Genomic DNA, 18,892 nt, shown 5'->3' on the forward strand with positions numbered 1-18,892 from the left:
AGTTAATTTGTCATAATGTCAAATTGACAAAATGATATTTCGCTGATTAAGTTTAGCAAGTTACTCAACCTGAAAGTTAACAAGGCTACAGAGACAAGTTGACAAGGAAAAATATCAGTTACTTTACATAGGATTATTAGAAAAACTTGAATTAATGAAAACTATGCATTCATTTGCCTCTGCAATTATCTTTTACTAACTTTGTTACATAGCAAAACATAAATTTATCCCGATAATGAAATACCCAATAGGCATCCAAAGTTTCGACCGGCTGATAGAAGACGGTTTTGTATATGTTGATAAGACAGATATGGTTTATTCCTTGGTTAAGGAGGGCACGATATACTTTCTGAGCCGTCCGCGCCGTTTCGGAAAAAGTCTTTTGGTATCTACATTGAAGAATTATTTCCTTGGCAGGAAAGAACTGTTTAAGGGCTTGAAGATAGATTCGTTGGAGAATGAGTGGAAGGTTTATCCTGTGTTCCACATGGATTTCAATGGGGGAGAATATACCTTGCCCGGTTCGTTGAGAAGTGCTATTCTCGGTTATATCAGCCGATGGGAAAAGGAATATGATATAGAGAGCGTGGAACAGGAAGTAAATCTTGGTATGCGTTTTAAGGAAGTATTGTCAAAAGCCCATGAAGTAAGCGGCCACCGAGCAGTGGTGTTGGTGGATGAGTATGACAAGCCGATACTCGATGTTCTTGATATAGATAAGGATTTGGAAGAAGAACACCGTAATATATTGAAAGGATTCTATTCTGTATTTAAAAGTGCAGACGAGCATCTGCAATTTGTATTTCTGACAGGAGTGACGAAGTTTTCCCAGGTCAGCGTGTTCAGCGGATTCAACCAGCTGTTCGATATAAGTATGCACAGTAAATATGAAACATTGTGCGGAATATCGCAGGAAGAACTTGATTTAATATTTCATGAACCGATAACGGATATGTCCAAGACATACGGATGCTCCTATGAAGAAATGAGGTCAATGCTTAAGTCCCAGTATGACGGTTATCATTTCAGTAAGAGAATGACGGATGTATATAATCCTTTCAGCCTACTGAATGCGTTTGCAACATTGGATATATCAGACTATTGGTTCAAAAGCGGAACACCAACATATCTCATCCGTCTGTTATCCCATACGAACGAGAATATGAATGAGATAACCGGAAAATATTATTCAGCTGAGGAGTTTATCGATTATAAGGCAAGCGTAGAACTACCATTGCCAATGATATACCAGAGCGGTTATCTTACGATAAAAGACTTTGATTTACGTCGTAATGCATTTCTTCTGGACTATCCGAATAATGAGGTCAAGAAGGGCTTTTTATCATTAGTGGCAGGAAGTTATTTCAATACCAAAGAAAGTATCTATTCATGGATACGTAATGCCTCTTTTCAACTTGAGGATGGAATGATAGAAGATTTCCGTGCTGGACTGACCTCATTCCTTGCTAGCATACCGTACACAATGCGCAGGAAGGAGAACGAGCGTGAGCGGGAAAGATACTTCCATTATACATTCTACCTGATAATGCGCCTTATAGGAGTTTATACAGTTTATACGGAAAAGGTCCAGAGCCATGGTCGTGTCGATTGCATAGTTGAGACATCGGGATATATTTATATCTTCGAGTTCAAGCTTGACGGAAGCTCTGATGAAGCCATGCGCCAGATAGAAGAAAAAGGATATGCGCGTGAATATGAATCAGACAACCGCAAGTTGTATAAGATAGGTGCGGTGTTTTCATCAGAGACTGGAACGATAGAGGAGTGGAGAATATCTGAGAGGGAATAATAGAAAATTTATTATATCAAAAAAACCTTTTATACCATGAGAACCTATATATATTATTGTGTGTTGCTGATATTTTCATTACTTATATCAGGGTGTCGTAAGAAAGCCTCGATTTCACCTGTTTTGCAAGAAGCAGAATCGTTGTTACCTACCGATCCAGACAGTGCTTACCGTCTGCTGGAGGCTTTACCGTCTCCTGAAAAAAGTCGTAATCTTGAATATGCTACTTGGTGTTTGCTGTTTACCCAGGCGAAGGATAAGAGTTACCGAACGCATACTTCGGATTCTTTGATACGTTTTGCTACTGATTATTTCCGAACCTCAGGAGATAGGAAGCGTTATGCTACTGCCCTTTACACTTCCGGTCGTGTTGCCTCTGAGCTTGATGAACCTGATGATGCTGTCCGTTTTTATATAGAGGCGGAGGAAGTAGGAAGGGAAGTTGGAGATTATTATTTACTACATCTGATTACTTCTCATTTGGGAACTCTTTATGCGCACAGACGTTTTATGGACAAAGCTTCCGATACTTATCGGCGGTCATTGGAATATGCGGAGCAGTCCGGGGATAAGACGGATATTTCGAATGCTTGTTGTTCTTTGGGACGCATTTATGGTTTGCAGGAGAATTGGACCAAGGCAGATTCCTGTTATACTCTGGCTATACAGGTGGCTCGTGAAGCGGGTGATCCGGATTTTTTAAGTAAAGTTTTGTGCGAGTCGATTTTTATCATGGTGCAGATAGGCAATTTTGAGCGGGCAGAAGTTTGTTATCAGGAAATTGATACCTTGGTACAGGTCGATAAATGGCGTGGAAAGTATCAGTATTATGTGGGAAAAGGAAATCTTTTCCGTTTGCAGAAGAAATATCTATTGGCCATTCCTTATTTGGAAAAATCTCTCTCTTCGGATAATCCTTATACGCGTCGTTCGGCTTGTAAGAGGTTGTATTTAACTTATCGGGAAGAAGGGGATTATGCGAAAGCCTTTGAATATGTAGAGACCTATTGGGCAATTCAGGATTCAATCAAAGCTAATGAACATTTAGAGGCGATAGCCAAGGTAGAGGCAAAATACAACCAGGAGAAATTAAAACGTCATAATCAGGAGTTGGTTTGGAAATCCCGTTTGCTTTCTTGTGTAATTTTGTTGGCATTCTTGTCTTTATGGCTTATGTTTTTGTATGGCCGGCGTTATTATCGGAAAATCATCCGTCAGAAAGAAGCCCGTTTGGCGGGTTTGTCGGAACAAGTACGGAAATTGGAGAAGCAGAAGGAATCTAATTTGCAGCAGATAGCTTGTAAAGAGGATGAACTGAAAAAATTGTCCGAATTGTTGGATACCAGCCGAATCCACCAGTCAGATTGGAATATCCAAAAAGAGGAATTGCAGGTGTCGATTAATTCTTATAAACAAGCTAATCGGAAATTGGAGGAAGAATTGGAACAGTTACGAAAGAAACTTTCCGGTCGTCAGGTGACTTCTCGGGAAATAGCGGTTTCATCTCCCGGATCGATTTGTTGGAAAGATACAGTGTATGCCCGATTACAAAATGCTCCATATTGCCTGAAGGATGAAGATTGGGCAGAATTGTGCGGTTTTACGGATCTGGTGCACCATCATTTCTTGTCCCGCCTGAAAAAAGAGTTCCCGTCGTTGACCGAAAATGATATACATTATTGCTGTTTGTTTCGCTGGGCGTTTCCCAATTCCACGATAGCAACGGTTATGAATGTGTCACCAACCAGTGTCAGCCAGTGGAAACAGCGTTTCAAGAAGAAAGTAAACCAGTCTGAAATCGATACGTTTATTCGGGAATATTAGCCATAAAATAGGTATAGGAAAGTTCAGGAATTTCCTTCGGAAGAAATCATATTTTCCTCCGAAGGAAATTTTATTTTCTTCCGAACCTAATTCAAATTGGGTTCGGAAGTAATTTTGTTTGCTTATTTTAACGTGACGAGAAAAGCCCGTTGTATATATAAAATGGCACTTGCTTTTGCTAATGCGTTGGTATCTACTGGATTAGTATTTGAAATTTGTATATATGGATTTTTTGCTTTGTTGATTGGAGGGAGATAATTTTGCGACAAAACAAAAAATAATAGTTATCATGAAAAAAGTATGTTTGTTTTTGCTGTTAATGTTTAATGTATTTATAGCAAGTGCGCAATTTACAGTAGCTCCAGAATTGGGACTTTCAGCATTGAGTTACAATGGTGCCGGTGTTGGTTGGAAACCGGCGATAAAAGTAGGAGCATCCGTAGAGTATATGTTCCAATCCAATTTCTCTATAGAATCTGGATTGTTTTATACCCAGAGAGGATATTCCAAAGCTTTGGTAGATATACCACATGATATTTATAAGGCTGAAGCTCCATCTTTGGTCCGTCACCTTTTGCAGATGCCAATACATGCACGTTATTCCTGGAATATAGCAGATGAAACACGTTTGTTTGTAAGTGCTGGTCCTTATATAGGATTGTATTTGGCAAATAACTGGAAAAACACTCAGTTATATAAAGATTCAAGAGCGGGAAACACCTTTGACTGGGGATTTTCAGCTTCAGCCGGTGTTGAGGTTAAGCGAATGTTTTTCCGATTGGGATATGATATCTCACTTGGAAATGAGTTTGGAGATGGAGTAGCAGTCCGTTATAATGTAGGTACCCTTTCTGTAGGTTATAAGTTTTGAAAACATATATGAATCAGTAGTTAGAGGAGTAAAGTAATGACTCTTTTAACTACTGATTATTATTAATTGATATATAGTATATTGGCAAAACCTATTTTATATTATTGAATATCTTATCCTCTTTGTATTCTGTTAATTTATCTGGTTGATATTTATTGAAAAGCCTTATATTCATTTGCCCCTCCAATTATCTTTTACTAACTTTGTTACATATCAGAACATAAATTTATCCCGATAATGAAATACCCAATAGGCATCCAAAGTTTCGACCGGCTGATAGAAGACGGTTTTGTATATGTTGATAAGACAGATATGGTTTATTCCTTGGTTAAGGAGGGAACGATATACTTTCTGAGCCGTCCCCGCCGTTTTGGGAAAAGTCTTTTGGTATCCACATTGAAAAATTATTTCCTTGGCAGGAAAGAACTGTTTAAGGGATTGAAGATAGATTCGTTGGAGAAGGAGTGGAAGGTTTATCCTGTGTTCCACATGGATTTCAATGGTGGAAATTTTACTTGTAAAGGAGCTCTTAATGCCATGATTGATGACTATATATCAGGCTGGGAGAAACTTTATGATATATCGGGAGTTGATAAGGAAGTCGGTTTGGGTGTGAGATTCAGGCATGTATTGTCAAAAGCTCATGAAGTAAGCGGTCGCCGAGCAGTGGTATTGGTGGATGAGTATGACAAGCCGATACTTGATGTACTTGATGTGGATAAGGATTTGGAAGAAGAACACCGTAATATATTGAAAGGTTTTTATTCTGTATTTAAAAGTGCGGACGAGCACCTACAATTTGTATTTCTGACAGGAGTGACGAAGTTCTCCCAGGTCAGCGTGTTCAGCGGATTCAACCAGCCGTTCGATATCAGTATGCATGGCAAGTATGAGACATTGTGCGGTATTTCTCAGGCAGAACTTGAAGCTTCTTTCCGAGAATCAATAGATGAGATGAGGGAATTTTACAGATGTTCCTATGAAGAAATGATGTCGATGCTTAAATCCCAGTATGACGGTTATCATTTCAGTGATAAAATGACAGATGTGTATAATCCCTTCAGCCTGTTGAATGCTTTTTCGACAGGAAGGGTAAGTGACTATTGGTTCAAGAGTGGAACACCAACATATCTTATCCGTCTGTTATCCCATACGAACGAAAATATGAATGAGATAACCGGAAAATATTATTCAGCTGAGGAGTTTATCGATTATAAGGCAACAGTAGAACTGCCATTGCCAATGATATACCAGAGCGGTTATCTTACGATAAAAGATTTTGATTTACGGCGAAACGCATTTCTCTTGGATTATCCGAATAATGAGGTCAAGAAGGGCTTTTTGTCATTAGTGGCAGGAAGTTATTTCAATACCAAAGAAAGTATCTATTCATGGATACGTAATGCCTCTTTCCAGCTTGAGGATGGAATGATAGAAGATTTCCGTATCGGATTGACCTCATTCCTTGCAAGTATCCCATACACAATGCGCAGGAAGGAGAACGAGCGCGAGCGGGAAAGATACTTCCATTATACATTCTACCTGATAATGCGCCTTATAGGAGTTTATACAGTTTATACAGAGAAAGTCCAGAGCCATGGTCGTGTTGACTGTATCGTTGAAACACCTGAATATATTTATATCTTCGAATTCAAGCTTGACGGAAGTGTGGATGATGCAATGCGCCAGATAGAAGAAAAAGGATATGCGCGAGAATATGAATCAGACAATCGCAAGCTGTATAAGATAGGTGCGGTGTTCTCATCGGATACTGGGACGATAGAGGAGTGGAATATGGTTGAGAGAAATTAATGTGTTGAAGACTCAAGAAAATTTAGTATTATAAATTTACTACATTGTTAACTTAAAATTTTATGTTATGATAAACAGAAGAGACTTTTTACGTAATGCTTCTTTAGTTGCTTTAGGAGGATTGTTGGCAGGTAAACCGGATATGCTTTCTGCAACATCTACATCTGTTTTTTCAGATATGGAGGCTAATTCCAGTAAGAATTTCGGATTGCAGATTTATTCTTTGGGAAAAGAATTGACAGAAAATGTTCCGGAAGGCTTGAAGAAGGTTAAGAGTTATGGTTACAACTATATTGAGCTTGCAGGTTATAAAGACGGACGTTTGCATGGAATGACATTGAAAGAGTTCAAGAAAATCTGTGATGACTGTGGTTTGGAGATACGCAGTACTCATGTTAATCCTCCTGTACGTGAATATACAAAATCCAATAAGCAGCAAATAATGGATTATTGGAAAAAAACTGCAGCTGACCATGCAGAGATAGGTTGTAAATTACTGATTCAGCCAGGACAACCGTCAACACGTAGTAAGGAAGAAGTTGAGTATGTCGGTGAGATATTTAATGGAGCAGGGGAAATAGCTAAGGCTGCCGGTCTTAAGTTCGGTTATCACAACCATGAAGGTGAGTTCGCTTATGTGAAAGCAGGCGGAAAGGAATCTTTATTTGGACGCAGAGCTGTTCCGCGTGAGTCTAAGGATGAATATGAAATCATTTATGACGGTTTTATGAAATATACGGATCCGTCGCTGGTTTTCTTTGAAATGGATGTTTATTGGACAGTTATGGGGCAACAGGATCCTGTTGAATATATGAACAAGTACAAAAAACGCATTCAGGCACTGCATATCAAGGATAAAGCTGTATTAGGTAAATCCGGCATGATGAATTTCGAACAAATATTTAAACTGGCTTATTCAAATGGAATAAAGAGTTTCTTCGTCGAATTGGAAGGTATGAAGGGTGGAACACAATTCGAGGGAGTAAAAGGCTGTGCTGATTATCTTCTTGGAGCGAAATTTGTAAAATAAGATTTTGAAAGTCATATTTCCCAATGCTGGAAATATGACTTTTTTATACGCTCTCTGCTTCAATAACAAACGTGCTTCCTTCTCCATCTTTGGAAGTAGCATATATACTTCCTCCATGCATAGTTATAATCTGGCGGCAAAGACTGAGACCGATTCCGGAACCGGAATGACGAGTGGTGAAGAAAGGAATGAAAATACGATCCATAACTTCCGGCAGAATGCCTTCGCCATTGTCGGAGACTGAGGATATGATTTTATCTTGTTCCATTTTGGCGGAGATTCCTATTGCCGGATTTTCTTTGGAGGCACAAGCTTCGATAGCGTTTTTAATAAGGTTTATAAATACCTGTTCCATTTGTGAACGGTCTGCGTAGAAGCATAAGCCTTCGTTTTTCAAACTGAAAGATATGAAAGGCTGCGGAAAAAGTTTCTTCAAATCTGAAAAGAAATCCTTGATTGGTATTTTGTTTTTCACCGGAGGAGCAACACGTGTAAGCCGGCGATAATTCTCTACAAAATCAAGCAAACCTTTGCTACGGCGGTGAATCACTTCAATACCATGACGTACCGTAGCAGTGTCGTATACTGAATCTGCTGTGTTGCAACGCTCGCTAAGTGTTTCCGAAAGAGAGATGATAGGAGTTATGGAATTCATGATTTCGTGCGTAAGAACTCTGATAAGTTTTTGCCATGCTTCCATCTCTTTCCTTTCCAGGGCGTGATGTATGTTTTTCAGGCATACAATCCGGTGCTCTATTCCTTTTATGAATATACGGCTAGTTTCGACAGACAATTCTATTGGATAGGAGTCGTTGTCCATTCGTATCACTTTTTCGTTGTTATTTACGGCAGAAAGGATATTTTCCGGAATAAAAGGTTTATTGCCTATAATATTTACAGAGGCTTTGTTGCACCATTCTATTTTCCCGTTACTGCTACATACAATCATCGCGTTTTCTGTTTTGGAGAGAAGGTTTTCATAGAAATGCCTTTTCATCTCCTGTGTAGTGAACTTGTCACTAAGTTTCCGTAGCGCGGCAGAGAGTTCGTCGGCAAGTTCGGTCATTTCACTGTCGCTGAAAGGTGGTCTGATGGTTTGAGTGAGGTCGTTCTGCCTGATACAGTTTACGAGATATTTCCAGCTTTTCAACTGTTTCATCTGCATCATATACAGACTTATGGCTATACATATTATTAACAGGACAGGAACTACGATACAGAAAAGTATATCTGCGGCAATGCCATAGGCAAGAGCCACAGACAAGACAATGAGTCCGGCTATATGAGCTGAAAGCTTGAATATATATGTTCTCATAATTTGTATTTTTCTATTTTCCGATAAAGAGAGAATCTGGTTATACCCAGAAGTTCTGCTGCATAGCTGATATTTCCGCTGCTGAGGCGCATTGCACGTTCAATAGCGTTTTTCTCTACCTGTTCAAGATTCAGGATTTCGTCGGTACTTTTTCTCTTTTCTGCGCTTGAAGGATAAAGAGGAAAATCCGCAGGGCGCAACATATTCCCTCCGGCAAGTATGACGGCACGCTCGATAACATTCTGCAACTCTCTTACGTTGCCCGGCCAGTTGTATTTTAGCAGCTTCGATTCTGCCTCACGAGTAATACCACTTATATTCTTCCTGTATTTCCTGTTATAATGTTTCAGGAAATGTTCGGACAGCAGGATGATGTCGTTGCCACGTTCGCGGAGAGGCGGTATTTTAATCTCAATCGTATTTATCCTGTATAATAAATCCTGCCTGAAACTTCCTTCTGAAACCATATCGCCAAGGTTGGCATTTGTAGCACAAATAAGGCGAACATCTACCGGTATATTTTCAACTGCGCCCAGACGAGTTATATAACGCTTCTCTATAGCCGTCAGCAACTTCGCCTGCATAGGCATTGAGAGATTTCCTATTTCGTCGAGAAAAAGAGTGCCGCCGTTTGCTGCTTCGAAACGTCCGGGTTTTGACTTGCGGGCATCTGTGAAAGCTCCCTTCTCATATCCGAAAAGTTCGCTTTCGAAGAGTTGTTCCGGAATACTGCCGAGGTCTATTGTGATGAAAGTCTCGTTGCTGCGCGGAGAATAATGTTTGAGCAGGCGAGCCACCACGTCTTTACCCGTCCCGTTTTCCCCGGTTATCAGGATATTCGCATCTGTTTCGGAAAGCCGGATGATGGTATCTTTTATCTTTATCATCTCTGGAGATTCGCCAATAAGCAGAGGTGAATCGCTCCCGGAGTTGATTACGTTCATTTTCTCCTGTAGCCTTCCTACTTCTTTCCTTGATAAGCTTAGCTTAATAGCCGACGAAAGAGTTGCAAGCAGTTTTTCCTTTTCCCATGGTTTTGAGATGAAGTCTGTGGCTCCTGCCTTGATAGCCTTTACAGCTTTTTCCGTATCTGAATATGCAGTCATGAATATCACAATTGCGTCAGGATTGATGGCAAGAATCTGTTCAAGACATTCAAAACCTTCCTGTCCGCTTACGGCATCACGCTTAAAATTCATATCCAAAAGAATTACATCCGGATTGAAACTGTGCATGAAATGCTCGATGCGCGACGGCTGTGTAGTCACCTTTATCTTCTCCACATAAGGTTCGAGCAGAAGATTAAGAGCGAAGAGCACATCTTCGTTATCGTCGATTATTAATATTTTCCCTTTGTTTTCCATATTGGCAAATATATAAGTTATATGCATAGGTTGTGTGTGCGATAACGCACGATTTTTGTGCGCTTTCGCACTAGGATGAAGAAGAAGATTTATGAGTATTGCCTTGTAATATATTAAGTTATCGTTGTGGCATGGTTTTTGAATTTAATTCAGCGCAGAGTCGTTGGTAAATTGAAAATTAATTCTCTGTGACTCTGTGTTGATAAATACTTGTCAACTAATAAACTTAAAAACTCAAAAACTAATAAACTCAAAATATATGTACTTAAAGGCTCTCATACTTCTATTGCTCCCTTTGTCCATGGCTGCACAGAACACCATTCAGCTTACCTTATGGGAGTCAATAAAAATGGCACAGGATTTTTCGCCTGAGGCAAGGGCTGCCGAGCATACTTATCGCGCAGCTTATTGGAGTTATAGGGCATATAAGGCAAATTATCTTCCGGGAGTGAGTCTTGTTTCCACCCCTTTTCTGAATAGGCAGATAAACAAGATTACCCAGCCAGACGGAACGGAGCAGTTTATCCGGCAGAATCAGCTGAGCACGAACCTTTCACTGGAGATTAGCCAGAATATATGGTTTACGGGCGGAAACGTCTTTGTGCAGACCGGAACCCAAAGGATTGACGAGCTCTCGTCGAAATCAAAATCATACAGCACGATACCATTCTCAATAGGTTACAGCCAATCAATATTTGGATATAACAGCCTTAAGTGGGACAGGAAGATTGAGCCGGTACGTTTCAAAGAAGCCCGTAAGACATATGCGGAAACATTGGAGCTTATTTCCGCCAAGACTTGCGAACTGTTTTTCAATCTTGCAACGGCACAGGCTAATCTGAAAATAGCTGAGGCTAATTATGCTTCGGCAGATACTTTATACAGATATGCCCGTGGAAGATATGAAATAGGAAGTATAACGGAGAATGAGATGCTCCAACTTGAGGTAAACAAGTTGAATGAGGAAACTAATATGATGAAAGCCAGTATTGAGGTGGACGACGCCATGCTTACTTTCCGTTCATTCCTTGGTATAAGAGACGGGACAGAAATAGAAGTTACACTCAACCCTGAAGATATAGAGCCTTTTGAGGTTCCTCTGGACAAGGCTTTGGCTCTTGCCTACGAGAACAGTCCCGAAATGGAGACATACGAACGCTTGCGCTTGGAAAGCAAAAGTAACCTTGCGGCGGCAAGGGCGGAACGAGGTTTGAAAGCGGATTTGTATTTGCAATTTGGCTTGTCGCAAACAGGAAACGAACTCCTTGTTTCATACCGCAATCCTATGAACCAGCAATATGTAAGTCTTTCATTGGCTGTTCCTATCCTCGATTGGGGAAAGGGAAAAGGAAAGGTTCGTGTAGCAAAATCTCAAATTGAACTTGTGGAAACGCAGGTAGGGCAGGCGTTGACGGACTTCGAGCTTAATGTGCATAAGATGGTGCGTCAGTTCAATCTCCAGGCTAAACAGGTTGAGGTGGCAATCAAGACAGATGAAACGGCTCGTAAGCGTTATGACGTGGCAATGAAACTTTATCTGATGGGTAAATCATCCATACTGGATTTGAATGCTGCCACTGCTGAGAAAGACTCAGCACGACGTAATTGCTTATCTGCGATGAAAACTTACTGGACATTGTATTTCGGATTGAGGAGTATGACACAGTATGATTTCAGGAATGGATGTGAAATAGAAATATCCTATTTATAAAATCTACGAGTTTCCGTGTCTCCATGTTGAAAAATAATATAACTCAAAAACTAATAAACTTAAAAACTCAAAAACTTAAAATGGATATCAAACTGGAAAAGAAACCCTGGTATATCAGATACCGTTATCATATCATCGGAGGAGCATTGCTTTTTATAGGATTGATATACGTAATCGTCCTTGCCTCAGGACCAAGCCGTCTGCGTATCAGTTCTGATGAAATCATGATAGAGGAAGTCCGGAACGATGATTTTATGGAATTTGTTGATGTAGAAGGCGTGGTGCATCCCATACTTACTATAGTTGTAAACTCGCGTGAGGCTGGGAACGTGGACCGAATAGTCGGAGAGGAAGGCAGTCTGCTTAAAAAAGGAGATACGATACTCACTCTCACTAATCCCAATCTGCTGCGTGAGATAGAAGACCAGCAGGATGAGTGGGAAAAGCAGCGTATATCCTATCAGGAAAAGGCTCTGGAAATGGAACAGAAAAGCCTTACGCTGAAACAGCAAACTCTCGAAGCCGAATATGAATTGAACAAAATCCGTAAAAGTTTCTCGCTGGAGAAAGAAGAATATGCGATGGGTATCCGCAGCAAGGCACAGTTGGAAGTGTCGGAAGATGAATTCCGTTATAAAACAGAATCCACACGCCTGAAACTGAAAAGCCTGCAAAGTGATTCGGCGATGACGATAATAAGGAAAGAGCTTCTTCTGAACGATTTCAATCGTGAGGAGAAAAAACTTTTGAGAAGCCGGCAGAGAATGGAAGATTTGGTGGTTCGTTCACCGTTGGACGGTCAGTTGAGTTTCGTAAAGGTTACTCCCGGCCAGCAGGTAACAGCCGGAGAGAATATAGCTGAAGTGAAGGTTATGGACCAGTTTAAAATCAACACCTCAATCAGCGAATATTATATCGACAGGGTGACGAGCGGATTGCCGGCGACAATTACTTATCAGGGAAAACGCTATCCTTTGAAAGTTAGCAAGGTCATTCCTGAAGTGAAAGACCGCCTTTTCGAGGTCGATTTGGTGTTTACCGGAGAAATGCCCGAGAATGTCCGCCTCGGGAAAAGCTATAGAGTACAGATTGAACTCGGTCAGCCCGAAAAAACAATTGTCATACCTCGTGGAAATTTCTATCAGCAGACCGGAGGGCAATGGATTTATAAGGTGAATGCGGATAAAACCAAAGCAGTGAAAGTTCCCCTGAGCATTGGACGGCAAAACCCTCGCCAGTATGAAGTGACTGACGGATTGCAACCCGGAGAGTTTGTGATAGTCTCGGGATATGATAAATTTGGAGGGGCGGAGGTGCTGGAGTTGAGGTGAAACTAAACAAATTGACAAGGTGTTATGAGCGAATAAAAAATTTGTATTTGAGGTCTTGTCAACAAATGAACTAATAAACTTAATAACTAACATTATGAAAACACTTAAACACGCTATTCGTTATTTGTTTCGTTCAAAGACTTATACGACAATAAATCTTATAGGCTTGTCGTTTAGTCTGGCTTGTTGCCTGTTACTTGTTCATTATATCCATAGAGAGTTGACAGTGGATACTCATTGTGTGGACAGGGAGAATATATATGCTGTGAAAATGAATATGCAGGGAAATTCATATTTGGGAGAGATAAAGGATAAACAAAGTGTTGGTATAGATGTATCGTCAATAAAGAATTCAACCCGTATCCTTCCTTCACAGAATGATTTTATTATAAACGGGGAACATCGGTTTGTTACCCGCACGCTTGGCATAGATAGTTTATTCTTCAAGTTTTTTGACTATAAGCTATTGCAAGGAACAACAGATATGGATATTCCGGAGTCTGTATGGTTAATGAAAGATTTTGCTGATAAGGTTTTTGGAAAAGAAAATCCGGTAGGGAAGGTTATAGGATATTCGAACGGTAAAGAATTGGTGGTAAAAGGAATATTGAATCAACCAGAGAATAAGACTTCGATAAACTTTGATATACTGGTACCGATTTCATTTGTAGGAGGAAATATGACGCCAATGGAATTCTATTCATTTACAGAAGGAACAGATGTGTCAAAGTTGAATATGGAAGGAAACAAACAGCATAAACTTTATCCTTCAGATGCTGATTCGCGTGAATTTACATTTGAGTTTATTCCTGTAAAAGATGTTTATCTTGACCAGTCTTTGAAAAGGGAATTGACGGATATGATTTATGGCGGAAATCGTTTTTACCTGATGATTACGACTGGAGTTTGTCTGTTGTTGTTTGTAACAGGCCTTCTTAATTTCGTGAATATTTATTTGATAACATTGCTGAAACGAGGAAAGGAATACGGCTTGAAACGGGTTTTCGGAGCTTCCGGCAGGAATGTCTTTCTGCAGATATGGACAGAGAATTTTCTATTGATGGCTCTTTCTCTGGTAATAGCCTGGCTTTTTATGGAAATAATGATTATTCCTCTCGGAGATATGTTAGATATAACATATGAATATAAAATGTTTGATTTCTTGTCAGCATTGGCTATTCTTATTGTAGTTCCGATATTGACTTCGATTTATCCTTACTGGAAATATAGCAATACGTCGCCGGTATTATCTATACGTTCTGTCAGTCTTAGTATATCGTCGGTACGGATGCGTAAAGTATTCTTGAGTGTTCAGTATGTTTTGACGTTTTTGTTGTTGTCTATGTCTTTTTATTTTAATAATCAACTAGAAGTCATGCTCAATACAGAGCCAGGTTTCAGAACTAAAGATGTGATAATTGCAAATCTGGTTTATGAATCAAAAGATTTCCAGAGCTATACACCCGAATATATGCAACAAAGAATGCAACGAGTTTCAGCGATTGACGCCAAGTTGTCTTCGTGCCCTGATATAGAACAGTGGGAAGCAAGCTATATTGATATTTTAAACGGTGATTATGAAAGTAATTTCTTTAATGGAGAAGGACAGAAATTCACATTGAATATGCGTCTTGCTTCTCCTCGTTTTTTTGACTTGTATGATATCCGTTTTCAAGAATGTGCATCTGGAGATAAATTAAGTTTTGATGGAGCATTTTGTGTTGCCGTTTTAAATAGGGCTGCAATGGATTTGCTGGGTTACGATAATATTCAGGGCGCTGTTATAACTGAAGAAACTCCAATGATGTCGAGAGGAAGACAGAATGCGACATTCCCTGTTGTTGCAGTTGTAGAAGACTATTACGGAGGTCACCTCTCTTTAGGCAAGAAACCAACGGTATTCTTTGTTATGGAGAATATAAGTGGGGATTTTTATCAGATTGCTTGTGTTCCGGGAAAGGTTAAGAATGTTTTATCTTATTTGGAAAAAGTAGAAAAAGATGTGTATGGCAGTGGAGATTTCTCTTATACTATGCTTGAGGATGATGTAGCTAAATTGTATGCGAATGACAGACGTATAGCTAATATTTACACCGTATTTGCCATAGTTGCTATAGTGGTCTCTTGCCTTGGACTGTTCGGAATCTCATTGTTTGATATGCGGCAGCATTATAAGGAAATTGCAATACGCAAAATAAATGGAGCCGGATTCAAGGAAATAAATCTGATGTTTTTAAGGAAATATCTTATGTTACTGATAATATCCTTTATAGTTTCCATTCCGTTGTCATTGATGTTGATTTTCAGCTATACAGATAATTTTGTTGTTAAGGCTCAGGTAGGTATTGATATCTTCCTGTTTGCTTTTGTAATAGTTACAGTGATTTCTTTAGGAACATTATACTGGCAAGTCCATAAGGCGGCAAGTATAAATCCGGCAGAGACAATTAAAACAGAATAGTTGACAAGGAAACAAGTGGAATTACCTTGTATCTGAAGCCTTGTCAACTCTAAGGAGTCAAGAAGTTAAGTAGTTAAGAAGTCAAGAAGAAATATCTTATTTCTTGTAGCCTTGTCAACTCGTCAACTTGTCAACTAATAAACTTAAAAACTTAAAAACTCAAAAACTCAAAACATATGCCCCTTGCATTTACTCTCAAAATGATTTTCCGTAGTTGGTGGAGAAACAAACTGTTTTTCCTCATAGCGGTGACAAGTCTTTCAATCGGATTGGCTGGGACTAATCTTTTGATGACATATTTCGTACATGATTATTTCATAGAGGAAGGCAATCCATATAAAGATCGTATTTTCTGTCTGCGGCAGGATAATCCGTTTGAACGAGACCAGAAAGTAGCTTATGCTGCAGGTGATGCTTCTATGAAGATAAAGGAAACAATTCCCGGAGTAGAGGATTATTTCAGAATACAAAGTTTCGGGAATGCTTCTGTGGAATATGACGGACAGACTTCGGACAATTTGAATATTATAGGAGTGGATTCCACATTGAACAGCTTTTTCCCTATGACTGTTGTATCCGGTGATTTGTCGCAGGCACTAGGCAAGCCGGATAAGGTTGCAATGAGCCGGTCATACTCCAAGCGTATGTTTGGAAACGACAATCCATTGGGAAAGTCTTTGAAAATTCATTTTGATGAAGGGATGAAGATTGTTGAGGTGGTTGCGATAGTGGAGGATAACACTCAGTCGTTGCTGAAATTTGATATGCTTTCAAAGCTGTCCGATGATTATTATGGAGGAGTGACTTTTATAAGATTGTCGAATGGCGTTTCTCCGTCAAAAATAGAGTCTGCCATCCGTGCTGATGAATCCATAAAGACTTTATTGCCGGGACAAACGCAATATTATGTTGATAAGCTTTCTGATTTGTATTTTGTTTCCGCAAAAGGAACAAGCCAGCAGCCATTGCCTTTCATACAGCAAGCACAAGTACAGTTGTTGTATGCCGGGATTCTGTCCGCATTACTTATTCTGGTGATTGCCTGCTGCAATTATACGAATATGAATATTAGCCGGATGATGCAGCAGTTGAAGATGATCCATGTGGAAAAACTTATGGGAGGCTCGATGAGGGAAATACGTACGCAGTTGTTTGGTGACGTGTTGCTGACTGTTATCATTTCGTTTCTGTTCTCAATGATTATAATAGCGGACGTGTTACCTTATTTTAATTCCGTACTTGGTTCACGTCTTACATTCTCGTTTTTCTTCAGTGGAATGATGTTTCCGATACTTGTTGTTTTTATGTTGGTGATTGCCGTTATCCCTGCATGGTATGCGAGCCGCCGGCTGATGAAAATGGATTATTCGGAATATAGGACTACATATACGGGACGAAACAGACAGCTTTTTGTCGGTGCGCTAGTTGTTGTACAGTTTGCTATTGCTTGTGCTTTGGTGTTGGCTACAGATATGGCATATAAGCAGAAAGAACTGATTGTTAGCAGGGCTTGTCATTATGAGGGACTGATTGAAATTGGAGATATGTTTGCACCACCCGCAGCGCCTATGAAGGCAGCGCTGGAGGAAGATGTGGAAGGAATAAAATCCGTAACCCTGTCGAAAAGCTCGATATTGTATTCTTTTATCAGAGAATTGAATATACCTCAATATGACGGTTCGGAAAAACACAGCTTCCTGCTTATGATATATAGCGATACCTCTCTGGTCAGAACTATGGGATTACGCCAGTTGTCGGGATATTCTCCGGATAAGCTTCATCAGCAGTTTTCATATCCTGCATTGGTAAATGAAAGTTACGTGCGTAATCTTGTTCCTGAAGGAGTAGATCCAATAGGGAGAACATTGAGGGAATTTGATGAATTGGCAGATTCATTATATGTGGTAGGTGGAGTAATAAATGATTTTCCGGTCAATTCCTTGGAAAATGAAATAACTCCTGCTGTCATTTATTTGCCGCCAGCATCCGAAATGGCTAAGGCAAATGTGCTACATATAAAGATGGATATCCAGAATAAGGAAGAAACTATAAGCCGCATCAAAACAAAATGGGAAGAAGTGAACGAAGGCGTTGATTTCAAATACATAGATATGTATTCGGATTTTATGGATAAAAACAAACGCTTCACTTCTTATTCGGAGATTATAACCATTTATGCAGTAATAGGCTTGTTGCTTACTTTGTTTGGATTGATGGGAATATCCTGGTATGCAATCCGACAGAGAAGCCGTGAGATACGGATACGCAAGATTCACGGAGCAAACAACCGTGATATTCTTTGGCTGTTGAACAAGCCGTTCATAATACAGGCAACGATTGCTTATCTGATGGCATTACCTGTTACATATGGATTGGTCTCTTCATGGCTTGAACAGTTTGCATATCATGTTTCATTTTCTCTATTTGATTTTATCCTGCCATTATTTGCAGTATGGATTGTTGCGGTAGTTACGGTTGGTATTAATTCATCGTGTTTAAAAAGGAGTCAAGAAGTTAAGTAGTCAAGGAGTCAAGAAGAAATATCTTATTTCCTGAAGCCTTGTCAACTTGTCCCCTTGTCAACTAATAACTCAAAAACTTAAAAACTAATAACCTCAAAAACTCAAAACATATGCTTAAAACAGAAAATTTAAAGAAAGTATTCCGCACAGACGAAGTGGAAACTTGGGCGTTGAACAACGTAAATATCGAAGTGAAAAAAGGCGAATTTGTAGCCATAATGGGACCATCCGGTTGCGGCAAGTCCACGTTGATGAACATCCTGGGATTGTTGGATAATCCTACGGAAGGAACATATTATCTGGACGGAGTCGAGGTATCCAAATACTCAGAAGCCGAGCGTACGAATCTGAGGAAAGGAGTTATTGGCTTTGTGTTCCAGAGTTTCAACCTGATTGATGAGCTGAATGTGTATGAGAACATAGAGCTTCCGCTCCTTTATATGGGAATTCCTTCTGATGAACGTAAGCGCAGGGTAGAGGAAGCAATGGAAAGAATGTCTATTGCCCATCGTGCCAAGCACTTCCCTCAGCAGCTTTCCGGAGGTCAGCAGCAGCGTGTGGCAATAGCACGTGCCGTTGTGGCAAATCCAAAACTTATATTAGCCGACGAGCCAACCGGAAATCTTGATTCTCGCAATGGAAAAGAAGTGATGGAACTTCTTACGGAACTAAACCATGAAGGAACAACTGTGGTTATGGTTACGCATTCTCAACATGATGCCGGATATGCCGGAAGAATTATTAACCTTTTCGACGGTCAGATAGTTTCGGAATACAATTAATCAGGTCCTATAATTTTAAGTAAGAAAATCAAAAGATATAAGAGAAATTATGAACATAG

The 18,892-nt window shown here is 39.8% G+C and carries 12 protein-coding genes; 10 read left to right on the forward strand and 2 right to left on the reverse strand.

Annotation, left to right across the window (positions count from 1 at the left end; genetic code table 11):
- Positions 1-235: 235 nt before the first annotated feature.
- The 5 genes from ACYIAR_RS10030 (at position 236) to ACYIAR_RS10050 (ending at position 7,347) form a co-directional block, all read left to right on the forward strand.
- Positions 236-1,810 carry an ATP-binding protein gene (locus ACYIAR_RS10030; RefSeq protein WP_480329349.1) on the forward strand — a complete coding sequence of 525 codons (1,575 nt, stop codon included), beginning with the start codon at positions 236-238 and terminating at the stop codon, positions 1,808-1,810.
- A gap of 36 nt (positions 1,811-1,846) precedes the next feature.
- Positions 1,847-3,634 carry a tetratricopeptide repeat protein gene (locus tag ACYIAR_RS10035; RefSeq protein WP_480329351.1) on the forward strand — a complete coding sequence of 596 codons (1,788 nt, stop codon included), beginning with the start codon at positions 1,847-1,849 and terminating at the stop codon, positions 3,632-3,634.
- A gap of 289 nt (positions 3,635-3,923) precedes the next feature.
- A complete protein-coding gene (locus tag ACYIAR_RS10040) occupies positions 3,924-4,505 on the forward strand; it encodes a porin family protein (protein ID WP_480329353.1) in 582 nt (193 codons plus the stop codon).
- 237 nt (positions 4,506-4,742) lie between these two features.
- Positions 4,743-6,317 carry an ATP-binding protein gene (locus ACYIAR_RS10045; RefSeq protein WP_480329355.1) on the forward strand — a complete coding sequence of 525 codons (1,575 nt, stop codon included), beginning with the start codon at positions 4,743-4,745 and terminating at the stop codon, positions 6,315-6,317.
- Between the two features lie 67 nt (positions 6,318-6,384).
- Positions 6,385-7,347, forward strand: a complete 963-nt coding sequence (locus ACYIAR_RS10050; RefSeq protein ID WP_480329357.1) for a sugar phosphate isomerase/epimerase family protein — start codon at positions 6,385-6,387, stop codon at positions 7,345-7,347.
- A 43-nt stretch (positions 7,348-7,390) separates the two neighbouring features.
- On the opposite strand, the gene ACYIAR_RS10055 is transcribed toward ACYIAR_RS10050, so the two are convergent.
- Together ACYIAR_RS10055 and ACYIAR_RS10060 are read right to left on the reverse strand one after the other, a co-directional pair.
- Complete coding sequence (locus ACYIAR_RS10055; protein WP_480329359.1) at positions 7,391-8,662, reverse strand: sensor histidine kinase; 1,272 nt, start codon at positions 8,660-8,662, stop codon at positions 7,391-7,393.
- A complete protein-coding gene (locus tag ACYIAR_RS10060; RefSeq protein WP_480329361.1) occupies positions 8,659-10,026 on the reverse strand; it encodes a sigma-54-dependent transcriptional regulator in 1,368 nt (455 codons plus the stop codon). The genes ACYIAR_RS10055 and ACYIAR_RS10060 overlap by 4 nt, the downstream gene beginning before the upstream one ends.
- A gap of 259 nt (positions 10,027-10,285) precedes the next feature.
- Between ACYIAR_RS10060 and ACYIAR_RS10065 the strand changes: the two genes are divergently transcribed.
- The 5 genes from ACYIAR_RS10065 to ACYIAR_RS10085 all read left to right on the forward strand — a co-directional run bounded on the left by ACYIAR_RS10065 (position 10,286) and on the right by ACYIAR_RS10085 (position 18,833).
- Entirely contained in the window at positions 10,286-11,737 is a 1,452-nt protein-coding gene (locus ACYIAR_RS10065) for a TolC family protein (RefSeq protein WP_480329363.1), read from the forward strand.
- Positions 11,738-11,817: 80 nt separating this feature from the next.
- Positions 11,818-13,068, forward strand: coding sequence for an efflux RND transporter periplasmic adaptor subunit (locus tag ACYIAR_RS10070; RefSeq protein WP_480329365.1), 1,251 nt, complete (start codon positions 11,818-11,820; stop codon positions 13,066-13,068).
- 94 nt (positions 13,069-13,162) lie between these two features.
- On the forward strand, positions 13,163-15,529 hold the full coding sequence (locus ACYIAR_RS10075; RefSeq protein WP_480329367.1) for an ABC transporter permease: 2,367 nt from the start codon (positions 13,163-13,165) through the stop codon (positions 15,527-15,529).
- 176 nt (positions 15,530-15,705) lie between these two features.
- Positions 15,706-18,051 carry an ABC transporter permease gene (locus ACYIAR_RS10080; protein ID WP_480329370.1) on the forward strand — a complete coding sequence of 782 codons (2,346 nt, stop codon included), beginning with the start codon at positions 15,706-15,708 and terminating at the stop codon, positions 18,049-18,051.
- Between the two features lie 110 nt (positions 18,052-18,161).
- Positions 18,162-18,833, forward strand: coding sequence for an ABC transporter ATP-binding protein (locus ACYIAR_RS10085; RefSeq protein WP_480329371.1), 672 nt, complete (start codon positions 18,162-18,164; stop codon positions 18,831-18,833).
- Positions 18,834-18,892: the final 59 nt, after the last annotated feature.

Source organism: Parabacteroides sp. KHUB-01 (assembly GCF_056640935.1).

Bases quoted from the DNA above. Each gene is read 5' to 3' on its own strand.
- ACYIAR_RS10030 (WP_480329349.1), top strand. From the start codon at position 236: ATGAAATACCCAATAGGCATCCAAAGTTTCGACCGGCTGATAGAAGAC.
- ACYIAR_RS10035 (WP_480329351.1), top strand. From the start codon at position 1,847: ATGAGAACCTATATATATTATTGTGTGTTGCTGATATTTTCATTACTT.
- ACYIAR_RS10040 (WP_480329353.1), top strand. From the start codon at position 3,924: ATGAAAAAAGTATGTTTGTTTTTGCTGTTAATGTTTAATGTATTTATA.
- ACYIAR_RS10045 (WP_480329355.1), top strand. From the start codon at position 4,743: ATGAAATACCCAATAGGCATCCAAAGTTTCGACCGGCTGATAGAAGAC.
- ACYIAR_RS10050 (WP_480329357.1), top strand. From the start codon at position 6,385: ATGATAAACAGAAGAGACTTTTTACGTAATGCTTCTTTAGTTGCTTTA.
- ACYIAR_RS10055 (WP_480329359.1), bottom strand. From the start codon at position 8,662: ATGAGAACATATATATTCAAGCTTTCAGCTCATATAGCCGGACTCATT.
- ACYIAR_RS10060 (WP_480329361.1), bottom strand. From the start codon at position 10,026: ATGGAAAACAAAGGGAAAATATTAATAATCGACGATAACGAAGATGTG.
- ACYIAR_RS10065 (WP_480329363.1), top strand. From the start codon at position 10,286: ATGTACTTAAAGGCTCTCATACTTCTATTGCTCCCTTTGTCCATGGCT.
- ACYIAR_RS10070 (WP_480329365.1), top strand. From the start codon at position 11,818: ATGGATATCAAACTGGAAAAGAAACCCTGGTATATCAGATACCGTTAT.
- ACYIAR_RS10075 (WP_480329367.1), top strand. From the start codon at position 13,163: ATGAAAACACTTAAACACGCTATTCGTTATTTGTTTCGTTCAAAGACT.
- ACYIAR_RS10080 (WP_480329370.1), top strand. From the start codon at position 15,706: ATGCCCCTTGCATTTACTCTCAAAATGATTTTCCGTAGTTGGTGGAGA.
- ACYIAR_RS10085 (WP_480329371.1), top strand. From the start codon at position 18,162: ATGCTTAAAACAGAAAATTTAAAGAAAGTATTCCGCACAGACGAAGTG.